Source organism: Agrobacterium sp. LMR679, assembly GCF_027157905.1.
Taxonomy (GTDB): domain Bacteria; phylum Pseudomonadota; class Alphaproteobacteria; order Rhizobiales; family Rhizobiaceae; genus Agrobacterium; species Agrobacterium leguminum.
The window spans coordinates 1480406-1501175 of the sequence record NZ_JAPVOJ010000002.1 but is presented as its reverse complement, the minus strand read 5'-3'; the positions used below and the strand labels follow the sequence as shown (position 1 = coordinate 1501175).

Sequence of the window (20770 nt, the reverse complement as noted above, 5' to 3'; positions counted from 1 at the left end):
GGCGCCCGCGAATGCGAACGCCTTCCACCATGTTATCGCTGATTGGCCCTTACTTGTCGAAACCGACCTTGTCGACCAGCTCGCTCGCCTGTTTGCGGTGCGAGACGATTTCCGTCAGCGGCTTGTTATCGATCTTCAGCGTGCCGAAGGAAGCGATGATCTCGTTGAGAGCCGCACCCTGCTTGACCGGATATTCGTAGTTGGCTTCAGCGTAGATTTTCTGGGCTTCGTCGGAGACGAGATATTCCAGCAGCTTGACGGCTTCCGCCTTGTTGGGTGCGTTCTTGGCCACGGCTGCGCCGCTGATATTGACCTGCGTGCCGCCATTCTTGAAGGTCGGCAGAACCACCTTGATGGCGTCGCCCCACTTTACCTGCTCCTCGCCGCCCTTGCCCGAGCGCATCAGGCCGACATAATAGGAGTTGGCAATGCCGATATCGCAAATGCCGCCGAGGATATCCTTGGCAACGTCACGGTCGCCGCCGCCTGCCTTGCGGGCCAGGTTTTCCTTGACGCCGGCAAGCCACTTTTCGGTGTCCGCAGCGCCGTAATGGGCGATGTAGTCGGCAAAAAGCGCCGTGTTATAGGGGTGCTGGCCGGCACGGATGCAGACCTTGCCCTTCCACTTCGCATCCGCCAGATCTTCATAGTTGAAGGAGGCGAGATCGACATCCTTCGCCACATAAAGAACGCGGGCGCGCATGGAGAGCGCGAACCAATGGCCCTTGGCGTCGCGAAGTTCAGCCGGGATAGCCTTCGTGAGAGTCTCGGATTCGACCGCCTGGGTGACGCCCTTTTCAGCGAGATCGACGAGGTTGCCGGCATCCACCGTCATCAGAACGTCGGCAGGCGAGCTTGCGCCCTCGCTCAGAACGCGCTCGGCAAGACCGTCCTTCAGGAACACGGTATTGACCTTGACGCCGCTCGAGGCGGTGAAGGAGTCCAGCAGCGGCTGGATCAGGCCCGGTTCGCGGGTGGTGTAGATGTTGAGCTCCGCGGCGCCGGCCGTTCCGGCCGCAAAGGCAACCGTGCTGGCAAGCAGGGCAAATCTGGTAAATTTCGTCATGTTTTGTCTCCCTCTCCGATAGCGGCAATATAGAGGGAGCAGACATCATACATGATGACCCAAATCAAGTTTTATTTCTCTGTTTTTCAGGCGGATTCGATCACCAAGAGTTGAAAATGGAGCGGAAATAAACATGCAAATCCGCTCACTCAACTTGCAGTAAATATCAGCACTCCCTTGGGATCGATACCGAAGCGCACCGCCGTCGTCAGGGCAGGTGTGCGCTGCATAGTCCTGACACGCAGATCGGCCGACAATCCGGGCACGGCTATGCCCAGCTGCTCGATCTCCCCGAGGAAGACACGGCTCGATATTTCGCCGGCAATTCCTTCTTTCGCGGCGCCGTCCTCGATGATCGAAATCGCATTTGGGCGAACATAGGCAACGGCGGCGAGGCCGTCAGGCAGATCGGACGCATCGCCCAGAAGCCCGAGCGGCGTTTCGACGCGGCCCTGTCTCACCCGGCCTTCGATCTTGTTGAAGGCGCAGAAAAAATCGGCGGCATAACGGGTTTTGGGATGATCGTGGATTTCGTAACCCGTGCCGCTCTGCACGATGCGCCCGCGCTGCATCAGAACCACACGGTCGCCTGCCGAAAGCGCCTCTTCCGGATCATGGGTGACCATGATCGCCGTCGTGCCCAGTTGCCGCAACAGCCCGAGCGTTTCCTCACGCACGCTGTCGCGCAATCCCCTGTCCAGATTGGAAAAGGGTTCGTCCATCAGGAGCAGGCCGGGCTGCGGGGCAAGCGCGCGGGCAAGCGCCACACGCTGCTGCTCGCCGCCCGAAAGCGTATGCGGATAACGTTTCGCCAGTTCCTGCAGGTGAACATGTTCGATCATCTCGGCGGCGCGGCGGCGGGCTTCCACCTTCGGCAAAGACCGAAGACCGAACATGACATTCTGCTCGACGGTCAGATGCGGAAACAGTGCATAATCCTGAAAGACAAAACCGATATTGCGCTTTTCCGGCTCGACGAAAACAGCGGGACCGGCAACGACAGCGCCGTTCAGGGAAACGCTGCCATGGTCCGGTGTCTCCACGCCCGCCACGATGCGCAGCAAGGTCGATTTTCCACAGCCGGAGCGTCCCACCAGACAAATGATTTCGCCGCGTTCGACGGAAAGATCGATATCGGACAGCACTTCCGTATCGCCGAATCTCTTCCCGACCGATTTCAGTTCAAGCGCTGCCCTGCCTGCCATTTCCAATCCTGCCCTGCTTTGCGAATTATGTTGATCGCTCAAATCAGGATTAAAGTCAAAAAAGCCGGGAAAAATGCTTTTGCCTTCACGAGTTGGCGAGATGTGCGGCAGCAATATTGACGTTTACGTTAGAGTTAAATAGGTTTCGCCGACGAGATGGACGTCAAGGGATTACGCGTCTATCATTCGTCACCGGGGAGCGAGAGGAGCGGTCGATCCGGTGACGCCACATGGGGTTCCCTCAAACCGGCCGATTGGGCCGGCTGAATGCGGGAGCTTCGTGAACATCAGGCAGCCGAAAGCGCCCTTCACGCGTTTCAAAAAATGCGCGGCGCGACAAAGACTCTGGGAGGAGAAGCATGAGTGAACTGTCCCTGGGACACCCGGAAAACGTCAGCGCAGAGAAGCGCTGGCTGGCATCCTATCCGCCGGGCGTACCTTCCGAAATCCCCGCATCCGCCCATGCCTCCCTTGTCGAACTTCTCGAAAAGAGCTGTGCGCAATTTGCCGACCGCAAGGCCTTTTCCAGCATGGGAAAGTCCCTGACCTATCGGGAACTGGACGCTGAAACCCGCGCAGTCGCTGCCTGGCTGCAATCCAGAGGGCTGGAAAAAGGCGACCGGGTTGCCGTGATGATGCCGAATATCCTGCAAAATCCCGTCGCCGTATACGGGATCCTGCGGGCAGGCATGATCGTGGTCAACGTCAATCCGCTCTATACCCCGCGCGAACTGGAACATCAGCTCAAGGATTCCGGCGCAAAGGCGATCTTCGTTCTGGAAAACTTCGCTCATGTGGCCCAGCAGGCGGTGCCGAAAACCGCGGTGCGGCATGTGGTCGTCGCGGCGATGGGCGATCTCCTCGGCCTGAAGGGACATATAGTCAATCTGGTGGTTCGCAAGGTCAAGAAACTGGTGCCCGCCTACACCATCCCCGGCTCCATCAGCTTCAAGGCGATGCTGAAGGAAGGTCAGGGATTTTCGCTGAAGCCGGTCAGCCTCACGGCGCAGGACATCGCCTTCCTGCAATATACCGGCGGCACGACGGGCGTATCCAAGGGTGCGGTTCTCACCCACGCCAATCTTCTGGCCAACAAGCTTCAGATCAGCCTGTGGCTGGACGCGGCCTTCAATGGCAAAAAAGACCGCCCGGAGGTTCTCAACTTCATCTGCGCGCTGCCGCTTTGCCACATCTTCGCCTTGACGGTGAATTCGCTGATGGGCATTGCGCTCGGCGGTCATAATCTGCTGATTGCCAATCCGCGCGACATTCCCGGCTTCGTGAAGGAGCTGGCGCATTATCAGCCGCATGTCTTCCCCGGTATCAACACGCTGTTCAACGCGATGATGAACAACGAGGATTTCCGCAAGCTCGATCTGTCGTCGCTCATTCTGGTTCTCGGCGGCGGCATGGCGGTGCAAAGGCCCGTTGCGGAGCGCTGGCTTTCCATCGTCGGTTGCCCGATTGCCGAAGGCTACGGTCTCTCCGAGACATCCCCGGTCGCCACCGTCAACCGCCTCGATTCCACGGAATTCAGCGGCACCATCGGCCTGCCCATCTCCTCGACGGAAATCGATATTCGCGACGAGGACGGCAATAGCCTGCCGACAGGCGAAGTCGGCGAGATATGCATTCGCGGGCCGCAGGTCATGGCCGGCTATTGGCAGCGGCCGGATGAAACCGCAAAAGCCATGACCGCCGACGGCTTCTTCCGTTCCGGCGACATGGGTTTCATGGACGAACGCGGTTACACCAAGATCGTCGACCGCAAGAAGGACATGATCCTCGTTTCCGGTTTCAACGTCTATCCGAACGAGGTGGAAGAAGTGGCCGCCAGCCATCCGGGCGTGCTGGAATGCGCCGCCATCGGTGTTCCGGATGAACATTCCGGCGAAACCGTCAAACTTTTCGTCGTCAAGAAAGACCAATCGCTCACGGAAGCGGAGCTCAAGGCCTTCTGCGCCAAGAACCTGACGAACTACAAAAGGCCGAAAATCATCGAGTTCCGCACCGAGTTGCCGAAATCGAATGTCGGCAAAATCTTGCGGCGCGAATTGCGCAATCTGAACTGATTGTCTCGCGCAATGGGGAGAGCCGGGCGACCGGCTCTTTCTTTCATCCCGGCCCTTTTCTTTTATCAAAGTCGCCTTGATTTGGCCGCCTGAAAAAGAATAGTTTCCTCATCCTTCCACGGAAGCCGAGGAGCACAAGATGCAGGCCACCATCGAAAAACTGAAAGCAACGGCGAGCAGCACAGCCGCAACCGATCTTCGCGCCGCCTTTGCGGCAGACGACAAGAGATTCAGCCGTTTCAGCGCCAAATTCGATGACCTGCTGATGGACTATTCCAAATGCGCCGTGAACGAAGAGATCGTCACGCTTCTCGAACAGCTCGCACGCGAAGGCGGCGTCGAGGCCAAGCGCGAGGAGATGTTCTCCGGCAAGGCGATCAACTTCACCGAAGACCGCGCCGTGCTGCATACCGCGCTGCGCAATCGCTCCAGCACGCCGGTTCTGGTTGACGGCAAGGACGTGATGCCCGATGTGAACGCCGTTCTGGCGGCCATGGGCAAGTTCGCCGATGCGATCCGTTCCGGCTCGCTGAAGGGCGCGACTGGCAAGAAGATCACCGATGTCATCAATATCGGCATCGGCGGTTCCGATCTCGGCCCGGTCATGGCGACGCTGGCGCTCGCGCCTTTCCATGACGGCCCGCGCGCGCATTTCGTTTCCAACATCGATGGCGCGCATATTGCCGATACGCTGAAGCTGGTTGACCCCGAGACCTCGCTTTTCATCGTCGCCTCCAAGACTTTCACCACCATCGAGACGATGACGAACGCCGCGACCGCGCGCCGTTTCATCGCCGAGAAGCTGGGTGAGGCTGCCGTCAAGCATCACTTCGCCGCCGTTTCGACCGCACTGGAAAAGGTGGCTGCCTTCGGTATCGAAAGCGACCGCATCTTCGGTTTCTGGGACTGGGTGGGCGGACGTTATTCGATCTGGTCGGCCATCGGCCTGCCGCTGATGATCGCCATCGGGCCGGATAATTTCGGCAAGTTCCTGGATGGCGCACATGCCATGGACAGGCACTTCCGCGAGGCGCCGATCCGTGAAAACCTGCCGATGCTGCTCGGCCTCATCGGTTTTTATAACCGCAACGTGCTGAATTATCCGACCCGTGCAATCCTGCCCTATGACCAGCGGCTCTCGCGTTTCCCCGCCTATCTGCAGCAGCTCGACATGGAATCGAACGGCAAGGGTGTGACCATCGACGGCACGCCCGTCGAAGGCCAGTCCGGCCCGGTCGTCTGGGGCGAGCCCGGCACCAATGGCCAGCACGCCTTCTACCAGCTGATCCACCAGGGCACGAGCGTCATTCCGGCGGAATTCATGATCGCCGCCAACGGTTTCGAGCCCGAACTGCGCCACCAGCACCAGCTTCTCATCGCCAATTGCCTGGCGCAATCGGAAGCGCTGATGAAGGGCCGCACGCTCGCCGAAGCGAAAGCACAGCTCACCTCCAAGGGCATGGAAGACAGCCAAGCCGATTTCATCGCGCCGCATCGCGTCTTCACCGGCAACCGCCCCTCCATCACCTTCGTCTACGACAAGCTGACACCCTTTGCGCTTGGCCGCCTGATCGCGCTCTACGAGCACCGCGTTTTCGTCGAAGGCGTGTTGTTCCGCATCAACTCCTTCGACCAGTGGGGCGTGGAGCTTGGCAAGGAACTGGCGACCGGGCTGCTTCCCGTGGTTGAAGGCAAGGAAAGTGCGGCCGGCCATGACAGCTCGACCCAGGGGCTGGTGAAAGCGCTGGCGGGACTGGCGGGCTGAGGGTCGTTACGCCCTCGATCTAAAAAGCCGGAGACGCCTCCGGCTTTTTTAATGTGGCCGCTCAAATATAAAGCGCCGCCATCTTGCGCCACGCGCCCGCCCGGTGGGCGCGGCCATCCCAGACATGCATCCGATGCCCCACCTGCTTCTCCGACAGAACCCGGCTGAGGTGATGGTTGTTGTCCAGAAACGGATCGGCATCGCCGATGGTGAAGACCATGTCGATACGCCGCAGGCTATCGAGCCGCCATGGGCAGGCAAGGCCCGGCAGGAAATGGCTCGGCATGTGGAAATAGACATCGTCGTCGTAATAGCCATCGAACAGGTCGCCGAAGGATTCCACCTTCATCGTCAGGTCATAACGGCCGGAAAAGGCGACGAGCTTGCGAAAAAGATGCGGGTGGCGAAAAACGAGGCTGGCGGCCTGAAACGCACCCAGGCTGCAGCCCTGCACGATCGTATCACTATTCGGATTTTTCTCGGCCATTAGCGGCAGCACTTCGTTCAGAATATACTCTTCGAAGGCTGCATGGCGGCGAATACGATCGGCGGGATGATGCCCGGCCGCATAGAAGGTCTCTCTGGCCAGCCCCTCTATACAATAGAGCTGAAGGTGGCCCGCCTCCAGCTTGTCGGCCAGACTGCCGACCAGACCAAGTTCCTCATATTCGAAGAAACGCCCGTCGCGGGTGGGAAACATCAGCACCTTGGCGCCGGAATGTCCGAATATTAACAACTCCATGTCGCGATGGAGTCTTTGACTATACCAGCGGAGATATTCGCGTTTCATGGCACCTTGAAAAACCGTCTGACCTTGTCCTTATGGACCGCATCTTGCGATGCGCTGTCAGGGTAATCGAAATGCCCGGCGTCGAGGATGAATATTTCATTAAATTTTGATTGTGGCAGCGCATTGGCCACCGCGAACTGGCAGGGCGGCGCGACCGCAGGGTCGAAAAGTGCGGGCGCGACCAGCATCGGCACTTTTATGCGGGTGGCGGCACAGGCGGCATCGAACAGGCGCAGCGTCTCAAGCAGGTTGGCATGGGTTTTCTGATAGGTCTGAACCGCATCCGCGCTGCCGACGGTCGGCAGCGTCAGCCAGAACGGCCGGTGTCCGAATGTAGGCACGACAAGATGACCACGGTCTATGCGCTCGTCGAAAGGGATGGCCAGTGCACCGATGCCGCCGCCGAAACTGATGCCGCTATAACCCACCTGCCCTTCCAGCCAGGGATAAAGGCTGATGAGCGTGGAAACGGCAACCCACAGATCGTCGACGCAGCCGCCGATGATGTAATCGTCTTTCCTGTCGATATTATAGAGAACATGAAGGGCGGGGTCGGATGAGATCGGCGGACAGGCGCTCAGCGAAAGCCCGCGAAAACAGGGAAACAGCACGGCCGTTTCTTCCACCGGCACGTCGAAATCGGGCTCCCCTCGACCACCATAACCATGGCCGACAACGAGGCCACGGCGCACCTGCCCTTCGCGCGGCAAAAGCAGCCACCCGCCGATGCGAAAACCGCCGGTGGAGGTGTAGGTCATATCGAGGACATGCCAGCGGGGGTCGCTGAGCCTGCTCTTGCGCAGCACCGGTCGGGGATCCGTGGCGAGCGCGCGGCGATAGCGCTTTTTCCAGAAATCATCGAAGCCCGGCGGCGCTTCGGGCGGGGTGATGGCCAGCAGCTGCTCGCGCTGCATGCCATAGGTCGGGTCGAAATCGAAAGGATGGGACTTGGGAACGCTCATGCGATGCTTGTTTCGTGAAAAAACAGCGGATACAAGCTTCATAATATCGAAATAACGGTTTTTTACGGCTTTAGCACCGGGAAGAGTGTTGAACCACCTTTTCAAAATGGTTCAACCGCGCTCATCACAAACCGATTTCATGCGCAAAGGGCGGATTCGCGCCAGCCCGCGAAACGGTGACAGCGGCCGCTTTCGCACCCAGCGCCAAAGCCTTCCTGATCTGGTCTTCCGTCAGCGAGGCAACCTGCGCCTTGGTCAGAAGGCCCTGCATTTTCAGCGAAGCAAGAATGCCGGCATCGAAGGTATCACCCGCGCCGACAGTGTCGACCACTTCCACCCGCTCAGAAGGCACTTCAACCTTGAGATTGGCGCTATACCCCACCGCGCCCTTGGCGCCACGGGTGACGACGACGAGTTTCGCACCATGATGCAGCCAGTGGCGGGCAAGCGTGTCCTCATCGCCTTCCAGACCGAACCAGGCAAGGTCTTCATCCGAGAATTTCACGATATCCGACATGGCCGCCATGCGGCGAATGCGGGCCATATGGGACTGCTTGTCCTTGATGAAGCCGGGGCGGATATTCGGATCGAGCGAGATGACGCGGCTTTTGTGCTCGCGCGTCATCAACGCCTCATAGGTGCTGCCGCAGGGCTCCGGGATGAGGCTGATCGCACCGAAATGCAGCGCCTCGCAATCCGCGCCCAGTGCCGGAAGCTCCGCCTCGGTAATCATGCGGCCGGCGGTGTTTTCGTCGTAGAAGGCATAGGTCGCATGGCCATCCACCAGCTTCACGAAGGCGATGGTGGTCGGGCGCGAAAGGGTGGCGCAATAGCTGAAGTCGACATTGCTGGCGCGCAGGGTTTCCCGCAGGATATCGCCCATCATGTCATCGGAAAGACCGGTGAAGAAGGCGGATGGAACGCCAAGACGCCCCAGCGCAATCGCCGTGTTGAAGACCGCTCCGCCTGCATAGGGGGCAAAACCCGCCTCACCCAGCGTCGTCTGCCGGGGCAGCATGTCGATCAGGGCTTCACCACAACACAGGATCATTACGGTCCTCCTCAAAACAGCAAATCAAATGGACTTAAATCGATTTAGACGAAGATCGATCGGAAGGCCAGCCGCAAAACCGGGCTGGCCGCATCCGAAATTAAGATTGCGGCAATTCGCTGACACCGCCGCGTTTTGCCGACCATGGCAGCGGGTTATCGAGGAAGGCTTCGACCTCCGACAGGGTCTTCTCGTCGAACAGTTTTTCAGCCCGGGCAACGGCCAGAACATCGCGCCAGGTGGTCAGGTAATGCAGCTTGACATTGCCATTGGCGAAGCGCGCTTCGGCCTCTTCGAAGATGCCGTAATAGAACAGCGCGATGCCGTGATCGACAATGCCGCCCGCCGCTCGGATGGCGTCGATGAAGGTGAACATCGAGCCGCCGGCCGTCGTCAGATCCTCGATGACAAGAACGCGGGCTCCCTCCGGCATATGGCCTTCGATCTGAGCGTTGCGGCCATGGCCTTTCGGCTTCTTGCGGCAATAGATCATCGGCAGGCCGAGGCGCTCGGCAAGGAAAGCGGCAAAGGGAATGCCCGCCGTTTCACCACCTGCCACACAGTCAAACTTCTCGAAACCGGCCTCGCGCATCACCGCCGCCGCCGCAAAATCCATCGCCGCCGAGCGGATGCGCGGGAAGGAGATGAGCTTGCGCATGTCGATGTAAACCGGGCTCTTCATGCCCGAAGCGAAGGTGTAGGGGCTTTCCGAATTAAAATGGACCGCCTTGATTTCCCACAACATCTTCGCAACCAGTTCCGCAACGACGGCGCGGTCAGTGAATGTGAAATGGTTCATAGGCGTTCTCCTTTTTCGGCCTTGGTTTATCGCTCCGAAAACCCGGATCGGTTTTCGGAAAGCACAATGTCTCGGTTCAGCATTGCAGGCATCCGCAGGCGGCGCCGAAGGGCGAATGCCTGGGGACCATAACAAAACCGCCGGCAGTGCCGGCGGTTACTAAAAATCAACTTACATCCCAATGGACCGGGAACATCGGATCGAACACGGTGACCGGCCCGGCGCCCGTCTCGATTTTTTCAGGAAAGGCCACCGCTTCCTCGCGCTTGACCAGCGTGATCGTCTCCTCGTTCGGGGCCAGCCCGTACCAGGCCGGGCCGTTAAGCGAAGCGAAGGCTTCCAGCTTATCGAGGGCGTTTTCATCCTCGAAGACGTGGGCGAGACAGCTCATGGTGTTGATCGAGGTATAGATGCCGGCGCAGCCGCAGGCGCATTCCTTCAGCGGGTCCACATGCGGAGCGGAATCCGTGCCGAGGAAGAAGCGTGCATCGCCCGAAGTCGCGGCAGCCCGTAGCGCCAGCCGGTGTTCTTCGCGCTTGGCGACGGGTAGGCAATAATAATGCGGCTTGATACCGCCGACCAAGATGGCATTGCGGTTGATGATGAGGTGATGGGTGGTGATGGAGCCAGCGATGTTGGCCTTGGACGACTTGATATAGTCCACGCCGTCGCGGGTGGTGATGTGCTCCATCGTCACCTTGAGTTCCGGCAGTCGCTGGCGCAGCGGCTCCAGAACCGTATCGATGAACACCTTCTCGCGGTCGAAAATATCGACTTCCGGCGTCGTTACCTCGCCATGCACGCAAAGCGGCAGGCCAATCTTCGCCATACGCTCCAGAACCGGCATGGCCTTGTTGAAATCGCGCACACCGCCGTGGGAATTGGTCGTCGCACCAGCCGGATAGAGCTTTACGGCAGTGATGAGGCCGCTTTTTTTGCCCTCATCCACATCGTCGGCCTGCGTGTCCTCGGTCAGATAGAGGGTCATCAGCGGCTCGAAACGGTCACCCGCGGGAATGGCCTTGACGATGCGTTCGCGATAGGCGCGGGCATCGGCCGTGGTGACGACCGGCGGCACCAGGTTCGGCATGATGATGGCGCGGGCGAAATGGCGGCTCGTATCCCCGATCACCCCTTCCAGCATTGCTCCATCACGCAGGTGCAGGTGCCAGTCATCAGGGCGGCGCAGGGTGAGCGACTTCATCGGGATACCTCGGAGCATGACGGAATTGGCGCCCGCTTAGCATCTTTTGCCGCGGGAAAACAGCCGCCAAAGTCCATCGGGCGGCTGTAAATGTCATTTTTTTAAAGCCTGCCTCAGATGTTGCCCGCTTCCGGGCCCCAGACATCGGTCATGGCGAAACCATCAGCCAGCGGATCAAACGGATCGAGACCGACCTGATGCAGCCCGAAGGTGAAGCCGCGCCCTGCAATGGTGGGAATGACGGCCGGGCGACCCGCCACCTCGGTAACGGCGGAAAGGCCGACATCGAATTCCGAACCGATGATCGAGCGGGATTTATACTCGTCTCCCACCTTCACCTTGCCGCGCGCATAAAGCGTGGCGAGATTGGCGGAGTTGCCGGTTCCGCAGGGCGAGCGATCCGCCCGGCCCGGCCACATGGTGGTGCAGGTGCGGATGGAGCCATCCGCATCCACATCGCGGAACATGACATAGGCAACGCCGGAAATGGCCGGAATTTCCGGATGAACGACGGTCATTTCGCGGTTGACCAGATCTTTCAGGATCATGCCGGCCGCAACCAGCTTCGCAGCATTGGCCTTTTCGATGGTGAGGCCGATCTGGCGGACATCGACCAGCGCATAAAAGATGCCGCCATAGGAGATATCCATCGTCACCCTGCCCCATTCGGGCGTGTCGATGCTGACATCCAGCTCATGCACGAAGGATGGCACCATGGTCAGCTTGACCTTTTCGCAACGGCCATCGCGGCAGGTGGCCGTGGCCTTGACCAGACCGGCGGCCGTTTCGAGGATGATGACGGTTTCCGGCTCCTGCATTTCCACCATGCCGCTTTCCAGAAGCGCCGTCGTCGCGCAGATGGAATTCGAGCCCGAGCTGGCATGCGCCTGATCCGGCTGGAGAATGACGAAGGCGGCGTGCGCATCCGGGTGCTTTGGCGGCAGGAGAAGATTGACCGACCCCATCGGTGTGCCGCGCGGCTCCAGCGTCAGAAAGCGACGAAGCGCCTCACCCTGCGGATCGGTATTCATCCAGTGAAGCTGTTCGGCCACCGTGTCGCCGGGAATTTTCGGCGCGCCGCCGGTGACGACACGGCCGATTTCGCCTTCGCAATGAACATCGAGAAGCTGGAGGGTGCGTTTCCAACGCATGGGGGTCTACTCCGGAAGTTGGCTTGTTGACCCGACCATACAGATAAAAATACAAGCTGTATACAAATCTGCGAGGGCGAGATGGTGAAAATCGCTTACGGTTTCACCATCTCGCTCTTGATCTTTGATCTATCGGTTACGGCACTCTGCCCGGTTTCGATTGGCGGCCGCCTCGCAATTCACTCTCGACGACTGAACAGCCTGATCGTCCACCACGGAACCGGCCGTATCGCCCACCGATCCAACGGTATTTTCCACGGAGCGGCCGAGCCGTTCCACCTGCCTGCCGTAATTTTCACGCGTGCGCGGATCGAAGACCGCAATCGGCGCGCTGACCACGACGCTCGCCGCCGTTCCGACGGTTTGCGCAGCCCCGATGCTGACTGCACCCAGCGCCTCACCCAGACCGACATCTGAATCCGTCACCGTCTGACCGGCGATAAGGCGGTCGCCGATAAGCCGGACAACCTCGGGGCTTTCGGCAAATTTGCCATGGTTCAGGCGGTCGCCGGATTGCAGCTTGGTCAAATCCAGAACGGTGATGCCGGCCTTTTCAAGCTCGCTGCGATAGGGTTCGACCGATGGGTCGATCTGGCCGAGACGGTCGACATTGCCGGAAATGCGGCGTGACAGGCTGAGCGCCCTATCATCCTGCGAAACGAACAGAGTGAATTTCGGCGGGGTTTTGCCGAGGCTTGCGAATTGCCGGCTGAACACGTCCACATCCAGATCCGGCGCGGCGAGAATGACATTGCCGATCTTCGGATCGACCCGGCCATTGCGGATGGCCATCTGGCGCAGCGCCTCCACCGCAAGCCAGGTGCCCATGGAATGGGCCATGACCGTGACTTCGCCGATGGACCTGTCCTTGGCGAGGCGCGTCAGCATCTCCTCCAGCGCATCGCGCGAGTAGTTGGTGCTTTCCTTGTCGTAATTATAGTCGAAAATGCTCGCCCGCGACGGCCAGGTGAAGACCACCGGCACGACATCCGTGCCGGAATCATGGACGATCTGGGCGAAACGATAAACGGATTCTTCGTAACGGTTATTGAAACCGTGCACGAAGACCAGCACGCGGCGGTCTTTCTGGATATGCTTGCTGATCCAGCTTCGTGTCTCCGCTTCGGAGCGAATGGGCTCCACCGCAACCGTGGTAAAATCCTTGAGCGGGTTCGGCGGCAGTTTCTTCGGCCATTGCACCTGCCCGACCTTGCGGTTGGCATTGGGTGGAATGGAAACCGTCACCGCATCCACCTTCAGACCGGTTCCACGCTCGCCGCCAAAAAGCACGGCGGCGTTTTCCGATGGCGCGCGGGTAGTGGCGACAAGAAGGTTGACCGGTGTGGTTCCCGCCACGGTCTGCCCCGTTGGCGTCATGACCTCGATCGGACGCCCCCCGCAGCCGGCGAGCAGGGCGACAATGGCGATCATGGCCACGAAGCGAATGGGCATCACGTTACTCTCCTACAACCCAGAGGCAGCCGGACAGCAGCCGGGGGAGAGGATTTTCTACCGGAGGCGGAACAGACGCGCCAGCAACCACGGCACAGAAGCGGACAATTTCCGCGCTTGTGTGTCCAAACGGACCCAATTGCGCGGCTTTCACACCGGCAACGGGGCACCTCGTAAAAAGCAGGCCTATTTCTGCGGCAGCATCGTGCCCCTTTCGCGCAGAGCCGCATGCCAGGATAGAGCTTCTTCGATGAGATGCGGCGTGTGCCCGCCCCGCGCTGCCGCCCTCTGGTAATAATCCATCAGCGCATCACGATAATCAGGATGCACGCAGTTCGCGATGATGACCGCCGCGCGCTCACGAGGCGCCAGCCCACGCAGATCGGCAAGCCCGATTTCGGTGACGAGAATATCGACATCATGTTCGGTATGATCGACATGGCTGACCATCGGCACGACGCTTGAAATGGCCCCGCCCTTGGCGATCGATTTGGTGACGAAGATGGACATATAGGCGTTGCGGGCGAAATCCCCCGAGCCGCCGATGCCGTTCATCATATGCGTTCCGCCGACATGGGTGGAATTGACGTTTCCGTAGATATCGAATTCCAGTGCCGTGTTGATGCCGATAATGCCGAGGCGGCGGATAACTTCCGGATGGTTGCTGACTTCCTGCGGCCGCAGGATAAGCCTGCTCTTATATTCCGCCAGTCGTGGCATCACCTGCTCGTTCATGGCGGAAGACAGCGTGATCGACGAGCCGGAGGCGAAAGTCAGCTTGCCCGCATCAAACAGTTCGAAAGTCGAGTCCTGCAGGACCTCCGAATACATTTTGAGATCGTGAAACGGCGTATCGATGAAACCGTGCATCACGGCATTGGCAATGGTGCCGATGCCGGCCTGGAGCGGCTGGAGCTCATGGGTCATGCGGCCATGACGCACCTCGTTCAACAGGAATTCGGTGAGATGGCCGGCAATGGCCTTGGTCTCGTCATCCGGCGGCAGCACGGTTGAAAAACTGTCGCTCTTGTCACTCAGCACGATGGCGGCGATCTTTTCCGGCGGCACCGGAATGAACGGCAGGCCGACACGGCTATCCGTCGCCACCACCGGAATGGGCATGCGGGTCGGGCGCCTGGCGGGAATGAAGATGTCGTGCAACCCCTCCAGCACCTCGGGCTGGGACAGGTTGATTTCAACGATGACCTTGTCGGCCAGAATGGCGAAGCTTGCGGAATTGCCGACGGAGGTGGTGGGCACGATGCCGCCTTCCGCAGTGATCGCTACCGCCTCGACAATGGCGATATCGACCCCGTGGATCTGGCCGCCGCGCAATTGCTCGACCGTTTCGGAAAGGTGCTGATCGATGAACATCACCTTGCCGTCATTGATCGCCCTGCGCAAAGCCGGATCGGACTGGAACGGCATGCGGCGCGCCAGCATGCCCGCCTCCACCATGGTCTTGTCGAGATCGTTGCCGAGTGAGGCGCCGGTCATCAGAGTGATTTTCATCGGGTTCGTCTTGGCGCGCTCGGCCAGCGCCAGCGGCACCGCCTTCGCTTCGCCGGCGCGCGTAAAACCGCTCATGCCCACCGTCATGCCGTCCTGAATGAGACTGGCGGCCTCTTCGGCGCTGACGATCCTGTTCAAGAGGGACGCGTTGCGGATACGCTTTTCAAGCATGCAATTCTCCATGATCTGTCATCACGATGGCACGGCATTCGGCTGGCCACCTTTCGGCGACTATGGCGTGCAGTTTCATCGATGAAACTGACATAGATCAAGGGTGCGCACGGAACCATGGTTTCGACGCATCACATCCCGTTCAACAAACCTCAAGTGACGCATCGGCGCGACAGGCCACGGAGGTCTTCTCACCACCGCAGCCCTGCAATCGCCAAAACCCCTCCCTCACCACCGGCAACAGGCGACGAGGCGAAGGTCATCTCCGTGCAACACGGAAACGTCCGGTGTCAGGGGCCTTCGCAAACAGGCGCCTGACCGAGCACGACCTGCCCCACTTCCGCATCATAGGCGCGCAGGCCAAATGTACCGAGGCTTATGACCCGGTAACAGGGATTGCCGCCCGCCCACAGCGGATCGACAACATCGATATCGGTGATGAAACGGTGCGCGCAGGCCTGACCGGAACTGTAGGCGATGCCTTCGGCGGTCGTGCCTGCCATCGGCACATGGATATGGCCAAAAATGATATGACGTATACCGGCCGGATGAGCGGCGAGACGGCGCATGACAGCTCCGTCATCATGCATGCCGATATGTTCGAAATGGCGGATGCCGCAATCCATCGGCGGGTGATGAATGAATACCGTCACCGGCAATTCGCCCGCGCTTTCCAGCGCACTCTCCAGCCAAGCCAGACGATCCGCGCCATATATGCCGCCGATCACATCGGCCTCATGGCTGTCGAGAAACAGCAGCCGACCGAATTCGGTATCGATGAAGGACTGGATATAGCCGTTATCGTCGCGCGGCTGTTCCGGAAAGGCGGTCACGAATTCCGGGCGGCGGTCGTGATTGCCGAGCATCAACCGCACGGGGATCGAGACGGGCGCGAGGATATCGCGAAGCAGCTCATAGGCTTCCGGCTCGCCGTAATTGCAGAGATCACCCGTCATCACAAGAAGATCGGCGTCGGCATGTTTTTCGACAATATCGGCCACCGCCGCGCGTAGCTGCTTTTCCGGGTCGACGCCGTTTACAGCAATGCCGGGGGGTACGAGATGGGTGTCGGTGATCTGAATGATCTTCATAACAGGTCTTTCTGCGCAAAATGGCTGCGGGAACGGATTTCCCCGCAGCCTTTTCGATGGTTTTGCTTATTTCAGCAGGGCGTTGGTCTGCTCGACGATCTGCTTGAGACCGGCCTCCGGCGTCACCTCACCGCGCATGACGGTGCCGATGATGTCGCGCTGGGTGCGCCAGATGCGGACGGAATCGCCACCCGGATAACCGGCCCAGGGCAGAGAGCGGTCAGCCTGAAGCGAAGCGGTCTTCACATTCGGGTTCTCTACATAATAAGGAGCGAGGAAGTCCGGGCCGGTGGCCAGCTTGTTGGTCGGCAGGTAACCGGTGATGCGAACGATGGTGTTCTGCGCTTCCGGACCGGTGATCCACTTCAGGTACTTCCAGGCGGCGTCCTGCTTGGCCTTTTCCTGTGTCAGGATAACAGCCGAGTTGCCGCCGGTCGGAACGCCGCCCTTTTCCTTATTGTCGAGCGGGAAGGTCGCGGTCTTCAGCTTGAAGCGGTCGCCGACCAGGCCCTGGATCGTCTGAACATGGGCAGGCGTCGAGAAGATGAAGCCGGTGAGGCCTGCACCGAACTGCTGGCGCGACTGATCCCAGTCGAGCAGGTTCTGGCCGCCTTCGGTGACGAACTGACGGGTCATCTTCAGGGCGTTGAGGCCGATCTCGTTATCGAAGCCAACGGTCTTGGCCTTCTCGTCAACGAGCTTGCCGCCCTGTTCGACGATGAGCGCCTGCCACAACCAGTCATCCGGCCAACCATTGATGTCGTAGCTCATGCCGGCGAACTTCGGGTCGAGAGCCTTGATCTTCTTTGCGAGAGCAATGAGTTCCGCAAAGGTCGTCGGCATCTTGTCCGGATCGCCGCCAGCCTTGGTGACGAGGTCGGAGTTGATGTAGATGATCGGCGAGGACGCATTGACCGGCAGGCCATACTGCTTGCCGTCGATCTGGCCGAGGGCGGCCATCTTCGGGCTGTAGTTCTTGTCGAGGAAGGCCTGACCGCCTTCAGCCTGAATGAACGGGCCGAGATCGGTGATCTGGTTGCGCGGTGCGAGCGTGTGAACGAGTTCCGCCGTCAGATTGTAACCCGAGAAATAAACATCCGGCAGATTGCCCGTTACGGCGGAGCGCAGAACCTGCTGCTGGCCTTCATTATAACCGGCGGCCGGAGCGAAGAAGTTGATCTTCACGTCCGGGTTCTTCTTCATGAATTCATCGGCCAGCGGCTGATGGAACTTGGTGAAGCCCGGCAGGTTGTAAAGAACGTTGAGCGTGATTTCATTGGCCAGAACCGGCTGGGCGAGGCCCGCAAAAGCCATGCCGAGAGCCAGACCGCCCATCACAGCGCGTCGGTTGAGTTTCATGTCAGTCTCCAGAGAGGTTGGGAGGAGGAAATCTGAACGGCGTCACTTGACGCCGGTCATGGTAATACCGGCGATGAAGTGCCGCCGTGCGAGGAGGAAGCACAGCACCATCGGCGCGGTAATCAGTGTGGCGCCCGCCATCAGCGCACCGTAATTCGCGCCGGATTCGACATCGGCGAAGAGCATCATGCCAAGCGGCGGCGGGGCGAGATTGGTGTCAGAGACCACGATCATCGGCCAATAAAGGTCGTTCCAGTGGGCAACGAGCGAAAAGATCGAAAAAGCGGCGAGCGAAGGCAGCGACCCGCGAAGGACCAGTCCCCAACAAATTTCCATTTCCGAGAACCCGTCCATGCGGGCAGCCTCGATAATCTCATTCGGATAGCTGCGGAAGGACTGGTTGAACAGGAAGATGGCGAAGACCGAAAGGAAGAACGGCATCATCATCGCGAAATAGGTATTCAGGAGTTCCGTCTTGGCGAGACCGACAAAAAGCGGCAATGCGAGCGCCTGAATAGGGACGCAAAGCGCCGCAATGACGAGGCCCAGCAGCAGCTTGCGGCCCGGGAACCGGAGTTTCGCCAGCGCATAGGCAGCCGGAACCGACGTCAGGATCTGCACGACGAGAATGCCCACGCAGACGATGACGCCGTTCAGCATGAAACGCGCCATCGGCACCTGACCCGCCGCCCGGGCGTAATTATCGGCCGCGTCGAATTTCTGCGGGATCGGCCAGAGCGAGACATCGAAAATCTCTGCCGGTGAACGGATCGAGGTCAACACCATCCAGTAGAACGGCAGGAGCATCACGAAAGCGCCAAGGGCAAGCACGAGATGCGGGAGATATTTGCGGAGTGCGGCCATCAGTAATGCACCTTCCGGTCCATGTGCAGCGTCTGGCCGATAGACAGGACCAGCACGATCGCGAGGAAGATAATCGTCAGCGCGGCGGCATAACCGGTGTTCGAATATTCGAAACCTTCCAGATAGAGATCGAACAGCAGGGTTTCCGATCCGAAGCGGCCCTTGGTGAGCACAGCCACCGTCTCGAACACCTTGAAGGCCGAGATGGAGGTGGTGACCACCACGAACATGGTCGTCGGCCCAAGCATCGGCCAGGTCACGGTCAGGAAGCGGTCGATCGGGTTCTTGGCGCCATCCAGCCGCGCCGCCTCGTGCAGATCCTTCGAAATGGCGGTGAGGCCGGCGAGGAACAGCACCATGTTGAAACCCAGGATCTGCCAGACGCCCATCAGAGCCATGGTGGGAATGAGGAGGACGGGATTGGAGAGGAAGGCGACCGGCTCGAAGCCCAGCCATTTGATCGCCGCATTGACCGGACCGAGCGAGGGATGCAGCAGGAACTGCCACACGGTCGCCATGGCGACGAGGGTTGCGGTGACGGGGAGGAAATAAGCCACCTCCCAGAAAGCCCGGCTGCGCTTGCGGTTATAAACGAGCAAAGCCACGCCGAGCGCCAGAAACACACCGAAAGGAATGACGATGAGCGCATAGATGGCGGTATTGGCCAGAGAGCGCAGGAAGACCGGATCCTGAAATGCCTTGACGAAGTTTCCAAGGCCGACAAAGCGGGTGGAGAGCGAACCGAGCTGGTAATCGGTGACGGAAAAACCGGCCAGAACGAGCATCGGAACGATATAGATCGCCAGAAGCAGCAGGCTTGCGGGGGCAGCGAACATCAGGCCGCGCCAGATCATCCGCCGGTCCGCCTTCGACAGCCGCGGGCGAGCCTTCGCGCGCGCGGCCGTGGAAAAATCGACCGCCGTCATGCCGGCACCCGTTCGCGCACCGTCACCTTGCGACGCAGGCCATCGGCCGCGAAAAGATGCGCGCGTTCCGGCGCGAAGCCGAGATTCATCACGCCATTCATATCCGCGCCCAGGGCATCGCCGGCGCCCTGACGCAGGGTGACGGCGACCGTCTCGTCGCTCAGCAGGCGGCAGCTCACGAAGCGGTCGGCCCCGTGGGTTTCGCTGCGCACCACGCGCACGGCAAAACCTTCTTCGCCCGGGCGCAAATCTTCGGCGCGAAGGCCGAGCGTCGCCGGGCCGGCATCGCGGCCCACACCCTCGATGCCAAGATCGCGTCCAAAGGCCGTGACTTTACCCTGCGCGTCGATTTCGACCGGCAGCAGGTTGATGGATGGCGTGCCGATGAAACGCGCGACTGTCAGCGTCGCGGGCTTGCGGTAAAGCTCGTCCGGCGTGCCCAGCTGCTCGATGCGGCCTTCCGACATCAAGGCGATGCGGTCGGACATGGTCATGGCTTCGATCTGGTCGTGGGTGACATAGATGAAGGTCGCCCCCAGCCGACGGTGCAGTCCGGCCAGTTCCTCACGCATATGGGCGCGAAGCTTTGCATCGAGGTTGGAGAGCGGTTCGTCCATCAGGAAGGCGGCAGGCGAACGCACCAGCGCCCGGGCAAGCGCCACACGCTGACGCTGGCCGCCGGAGAGCTGCGCCGGCTTGCGATCCAGCAGATGCGCGATCTGTAGCGTCTCGGCCGCCTGTTCGACGGCGGCGTCGATCTGGCTTAGCGTTTCTGCCGGGGCCGCAAACCGTCCGACCAGCGGAAGGCGGGCGGCAAAGGGCAAACGCCGCATCCTGAGCGGTGTGGCAATGTTCTGGCGCACGCTCATATGCGGATAAAGGGCGTAGGACTGGAAAACCATTGCCAGATTGCGATCGCTCGGATCAACCTCAGTCACATCCTGATCGCCGATGGAGACCGAACCGCGATCCGGTGTTTCCAGCCCCGCAATGATACGCAGAAGCGTGGACTTGCCGCAGCCCGACATGCCGACGAGAGACAAAAACTCTCCGGGACGAATGGAGAGATCGATCTCTTTCAGAACATCGTCAGCCCCGAAGCCTTTACCGATGCCCGAAAGTTCAAGTGATTGTGGCGTCATTCTGCGCTCCTTTTCTGGAGCGCATATGCTTATATTGTATGACAATATGACGAAGGTTTGCGGAAAGTTCGATGACACTCGAAAGCCCGATAATCTCGGACTATCGGAAAACCCGGTGGTACAGGCCTCCACCCAAAACCACTAATATTTAGGGGGGTATTGCTCAAATATTCCCCGTTCGCATTTAT

Annotated in this window: 17 protein-coding genes; 2 read left to right on the top strand and 15 right to left on the bottom strand. The window is 59.8% G+C overall.

The features are described from left to right. Nucleotides 1-49: 49 nt before the first annotated feature. Together O3W47_RS17960 and O3W47_RS17955 are read right to left on the bottom strand one after the other, a co-directional pair. Entirely contained in the window at nucleotides 50-1066 is a 1017-nt protein-coding gene (locus tag O3W47_RS17960; RefSeq protein ID WP_269314292.1) for an extracellular solute-binding protein, read from the bottom strand. Between the two features lie 149 nt (nucleotides 1067-1215). Beyond that, nucleotides 1216-2271: an ABC transporter ATP-binding protein gene (locus tag O3W47_RS17955; protein WP_269314291.1), complete on the bottom strand. Its 1056-nt coding sequence runs from the start codon at nucleotides 2269-2271 to the stop codon at nucleotides 1216-1218. 359 nt (nucleotides 2272-2630) lie between these two features. On the opposite strand from O3W47_RS17955, the gene O3W47_RS17950 reads away from it, so the two are divergent. Together O3W47_RS17950 and pgi are read left to right on the top strand one after the other, a co-directional pair. After that, nucleotides 2631-4343, top strand: coding sequence for a long-chain fatty acid--CoA ligase (locus O3W47_RS17950; RefSeq protein WP_137452423.1), 1713 nt, complete (start codon nucleotides 2631-2633; stop codon nucleotides 4341-4343). Between the two features lie 139 nt (nucleotides 4344-4482). Beyond that, the gene (pgi, locus tag O3W47_RS17945) at nucleotides 4483-6108 is read left to right on the top strand and encodes a glucose-6-phosphate isomerase (protein ID WP_269314290.1); all 1626 of its coding nucleotides are present in this window, start codon (nucleotides 4483-4485) and stop codon (nucleotides 6106-6108) included. 61 nt (nucleotides 6109-6169) lie between these two features. Here the strand turns inward: pgi and O3W47_RS17940 are convergent, their stop codons facing one another. The 13 genes from O3W47_RS17940 to O3W47_RS17880 all read right to left on the bottom strand — a co-directional run bounded on the left by O3W47_RS17940 (nucleotide 6170) and on the right by O3W47_RS17880 (nucleotide 20582). Continuing rightward, nucleotides 6170-6898: an esterase family protein gene (locus O3W47_RS17940; RefSeq protein WP_127756797.1), complete on the bottom strand. Its 729-nt coding sequence runs from the start codon at nucleotides 6896-6898 to the stop codon at nucleotides 6170-6172. Then, nucleotides 6895-7860, bottom strand: a complete 966-nt coding sequence (locus O3W47_RS17935) for an acetylxylan esterase (protein WP_269314289.1) — start codon at nucleotides 7858-7860, stop codon at nucleotides 6895-6897. Before O3W47_RS17935 ends, O3W47_RS17940 begins: the two co-directional genes overlap by 4 nt. A gap of 124 nt (nucleotides 7861-7984) precedes the next feature. Beyond that, complete coding sequence (locus tag O3W47_RS17930; protein ID WP_262534743.1) at nucleotides 7985-8911, bottom strand: carbohydrate kinase family protein; 927 nt, start codon at nucleotides 8909-8911, stop codon at nucleotides 7985-7987. Nucleotides 8912-9011: 100 nt separating this feature from the next. Then, nucleotides 9012-9710 (bottom strand): orotate phosphoribosyltransferase, encoded by a 699-nt coding sequence (locus O3W47_RS17925; protein WP_003520012.1) that lies wholly within the window; start codon nucleotides 9708-9710, stop codon nucleotides 9012-9014. 166 nt (nucleotides 9711-9876) lie between these two features. Beyond that, nucleotides 9877-10914, bottom strand: a complete 1038-nt coding sequence (gene pyrC, locus O3W47_RS17920) for a dihydroorotase (RefSeq protein WP_269314288.1) — start codon at nucleotides 10912-10914, stop codon at nucleotides 9877-9879. 113 nt (nucleotides 10915-11027) lie between these two features. Further along, nucleotides 11028-12065, bottom strand: a complete 1038-nt coding sequence (locus tag O3W47_RS17915) for a 4-hydroxyproline epimerase (RefSeq protein WP_127756794.1) — start codon at nucleotides 12063-12065, stop codon at nucleotides 11028-11030. A 129-nt stretch (nucleotides 12066-12194) separates the two neighbouring features. Next, on the bottom strand, nucleotides 12195-13517 hold the full coding sequence (locus O3W47_RS17910; protein WP_269314856.1) for an alpha/beta hydrolase: 1323 nt from the start codon (nucleotides 13515-13517) through the stop codon (nucleotides 12195-12197). Nucleotides 13518-13703: 186 nt separating this feature from the next. Continuing rightward, on the bottom strand, nucleotides 13704-15200 hold the full coding sequence (locus O3W47_RS17905; protein WP_269314287.1) for an acetyl-CoA hydrolase/transferase family protein: 1497 nt from the start codon (nucleotides 15198-15200) through the stop codon (nucleotides 13704-13706). Nucleotides 15201-15490: 290 nt separating this feature from the next. Then, nucleotides 15491-16291: a phosphodiesterase gene (locus O3W47_RS17900; protein WP_269314286.1), complete on the bottom strand. Its 801-nt coding sequence runs from the start codon at nucleotides 16289-16291 to the stop codon at nucleotides 15491-15493. Between the two features lie 66 nt (nucleotides 16292-16357). Next, the gene (locus O3W47_RS17895; protein WP_269314285.1) at nucleotides 16358-17650 is read right to left on the bottom strand and encodes an ABC transporter substrate-binding protein; all 1293 of its coding nucleotides are present in this window, start codon (nucleotides 17648-17650) and stop codon (nucleotides 16358-16360) included. A 42-nt stretch (nucleotides 17651-17692) separates the two neighbouring features. Then, the gene (locus O3W47_RS17890; protein WP_127756790.1) at nucleotides 17693-18514 is read right to left on the bottom strand and encodes a carbohydrate ABC transporter permease; all 822 of its coding nucleotides are present in this window, start codon (nucleotides 18512-18514) and stop codon (nucleotides 17693-17695) included. Beyond that, the gene (locus O3W47_RS17885; RefSeq protein ID WP_003520025.1) at nucleotides 18514-19440 is read right to left on the bottom strand and encodes a carbohydrate ABC transporter permease; all 927 of its coding nucleotides are present in this window, start codon (nucleotides 19438-19440) and stop codon (nucleotides 18514-18516) included. The genes O3W47_RS17890 and O3W47_RS17885 overlap by 1 nt, the downstream gene beginning before the upstream one ends. Then, nucleotides 19437-20582, bottom strand: coding sequence for an ABC transporter ATP-binding protein (locus tag O3W47_RS17880; protein ID WP_170985779.1), 1146 nt, complete (start codon nucleotides 20580-20582; stop codon nucleotides 19437-19439). The genes O3W47_RS17885 and O3W47_RS17880 overlap by 4 nt, the downstream gene beginning before the upstream one ends. Nucleotides 20583-20770 lie beyond the last annotated feature (188 nt).

Excerpts from the sequence above, each read along its gene's own strand:
- O3W47_RS17960 (WP_269314292.1), bottom strand. The coding sequence starts at position 1,066 with ATGACGAAATTTACCAGATTTGCCCTGCTTGCCAGCACGGTTGCCTTT.
- O3W47_RS17955 (WP_269314291.1), bottom strand. The coding sequence starts at position 2,271 with ATGGCAGGCAGGGCAGCGCTTGAACTGAAATCGGTCGGGAAGAGATTC.
- O3W47_RS17950 (WP_137452423.1), top strand. The coding sequence starts at position 2,631 with ATGAGTGAACTGTCCCTGGGACACCCGGAAAACGTCAGCGCAGAGAAG.
- pgi (WP_269314290.1), top strand. The coding sequence starts at position 4,483 with ATGCAGGCCACCATCGAAAAACTGAAAGCAACGGCGAGCAGCACAGCC.
- O3W47_RS17940 (WP_127756797.1), bottom strand. The coding sequence starts at position 6,898 with ATGAAACGCGAATATCTCCGCTGGTATAGTCAAAGACTCCATCGCGAC.
- O3W47_RS17935 (WP_269314289.1), bottom strand. The coding sequence starts at position 7,860 with ATGAGCGTTCCCAAGTCCCATCCTTTCGATTTCGACCCGACCTATGGC.
- O3W47_RS17930 (WP_262534743.1), bottom strand. The coding sequence starts at position 8,911 with ATGATCCTGTGTTGTGGTGAAGCCCTGATCGACATGCTGCCCCGGCAG.
- O3W47_RS17925 (WP_003520012.1), bottom strand. The coding sequence starts at position 9,710 with ATGAACCATTTCACATTCACTGACCGCGCCGTCGTTGCGGAACTGGTT.
- pyrC (WP_269314288.1), bottom strand. The coding sequence starts at position 10,914 with ATGAAGTCGCTCACCCTGCGCCGCCCTGATGACTGGCACCTGCACCTG.
- O3W47_RS17915 (WP_127756794.1), bottom strand. The coding sequence starts at position 12,065 with ATGCGTTGGAAACGCACCCTCCAGCTTCTCGATGTTCATTGCGAAGGC.
- O3W47_RS17910 (WP_269314856.1), bottom strand. The coding sequence starts at position 13,517 with ATGCCCATTCGCTTCGTGGCCATGATCGCCATTGTCGCCCTGCTCGCC.
- O3W47_RS17905 (WP_269314287.1), bottom strand. The coding sequence starts at position 15,200 with ATGCTTGAAAAGCGTATCCGCAACGCGTCCCTCTTGAACAGGATCGTC.
- O3W47_RS17900 (WP_269314286.1), bottom strand. The coding sequence starts at position 16,291 with ATGAAGATCATTCAGATCACCGACACCCATCTCGTACCCCCCGGCATT.
- O3W47_RS17895 (WP_269314285.1), bottom strand. The coding sequence starts at position 17,650 with ATGAAACTCAACCGACGCGCTGTGATGGGCGGTCTGGCTCTCGGCATG.
- O3W47_RS17890 (WP_127756790.1), bottom strand. The coding sequence starts at position 18,514 with ATGGCCGCACTCCGCAAATATCTCCCGCATCTCGTGCTTGCCCTTGGC.
- O3W47_RS17885 (WP_003520025.1), bottom strand. The coding sequence starts at position 19,440 with ATGACGGCGGTCGATTTTTCCACGGCCGCGCGCGCGAAGGCTCGCCCG.
- O3W47_RS17880 (WP_170985779.1), bottom strand. The coding sequence starts at position 20,582 with ATGACGCCACAATCACTTGAACTTTCGGGCATCGGTAAAGGCTTCGGG.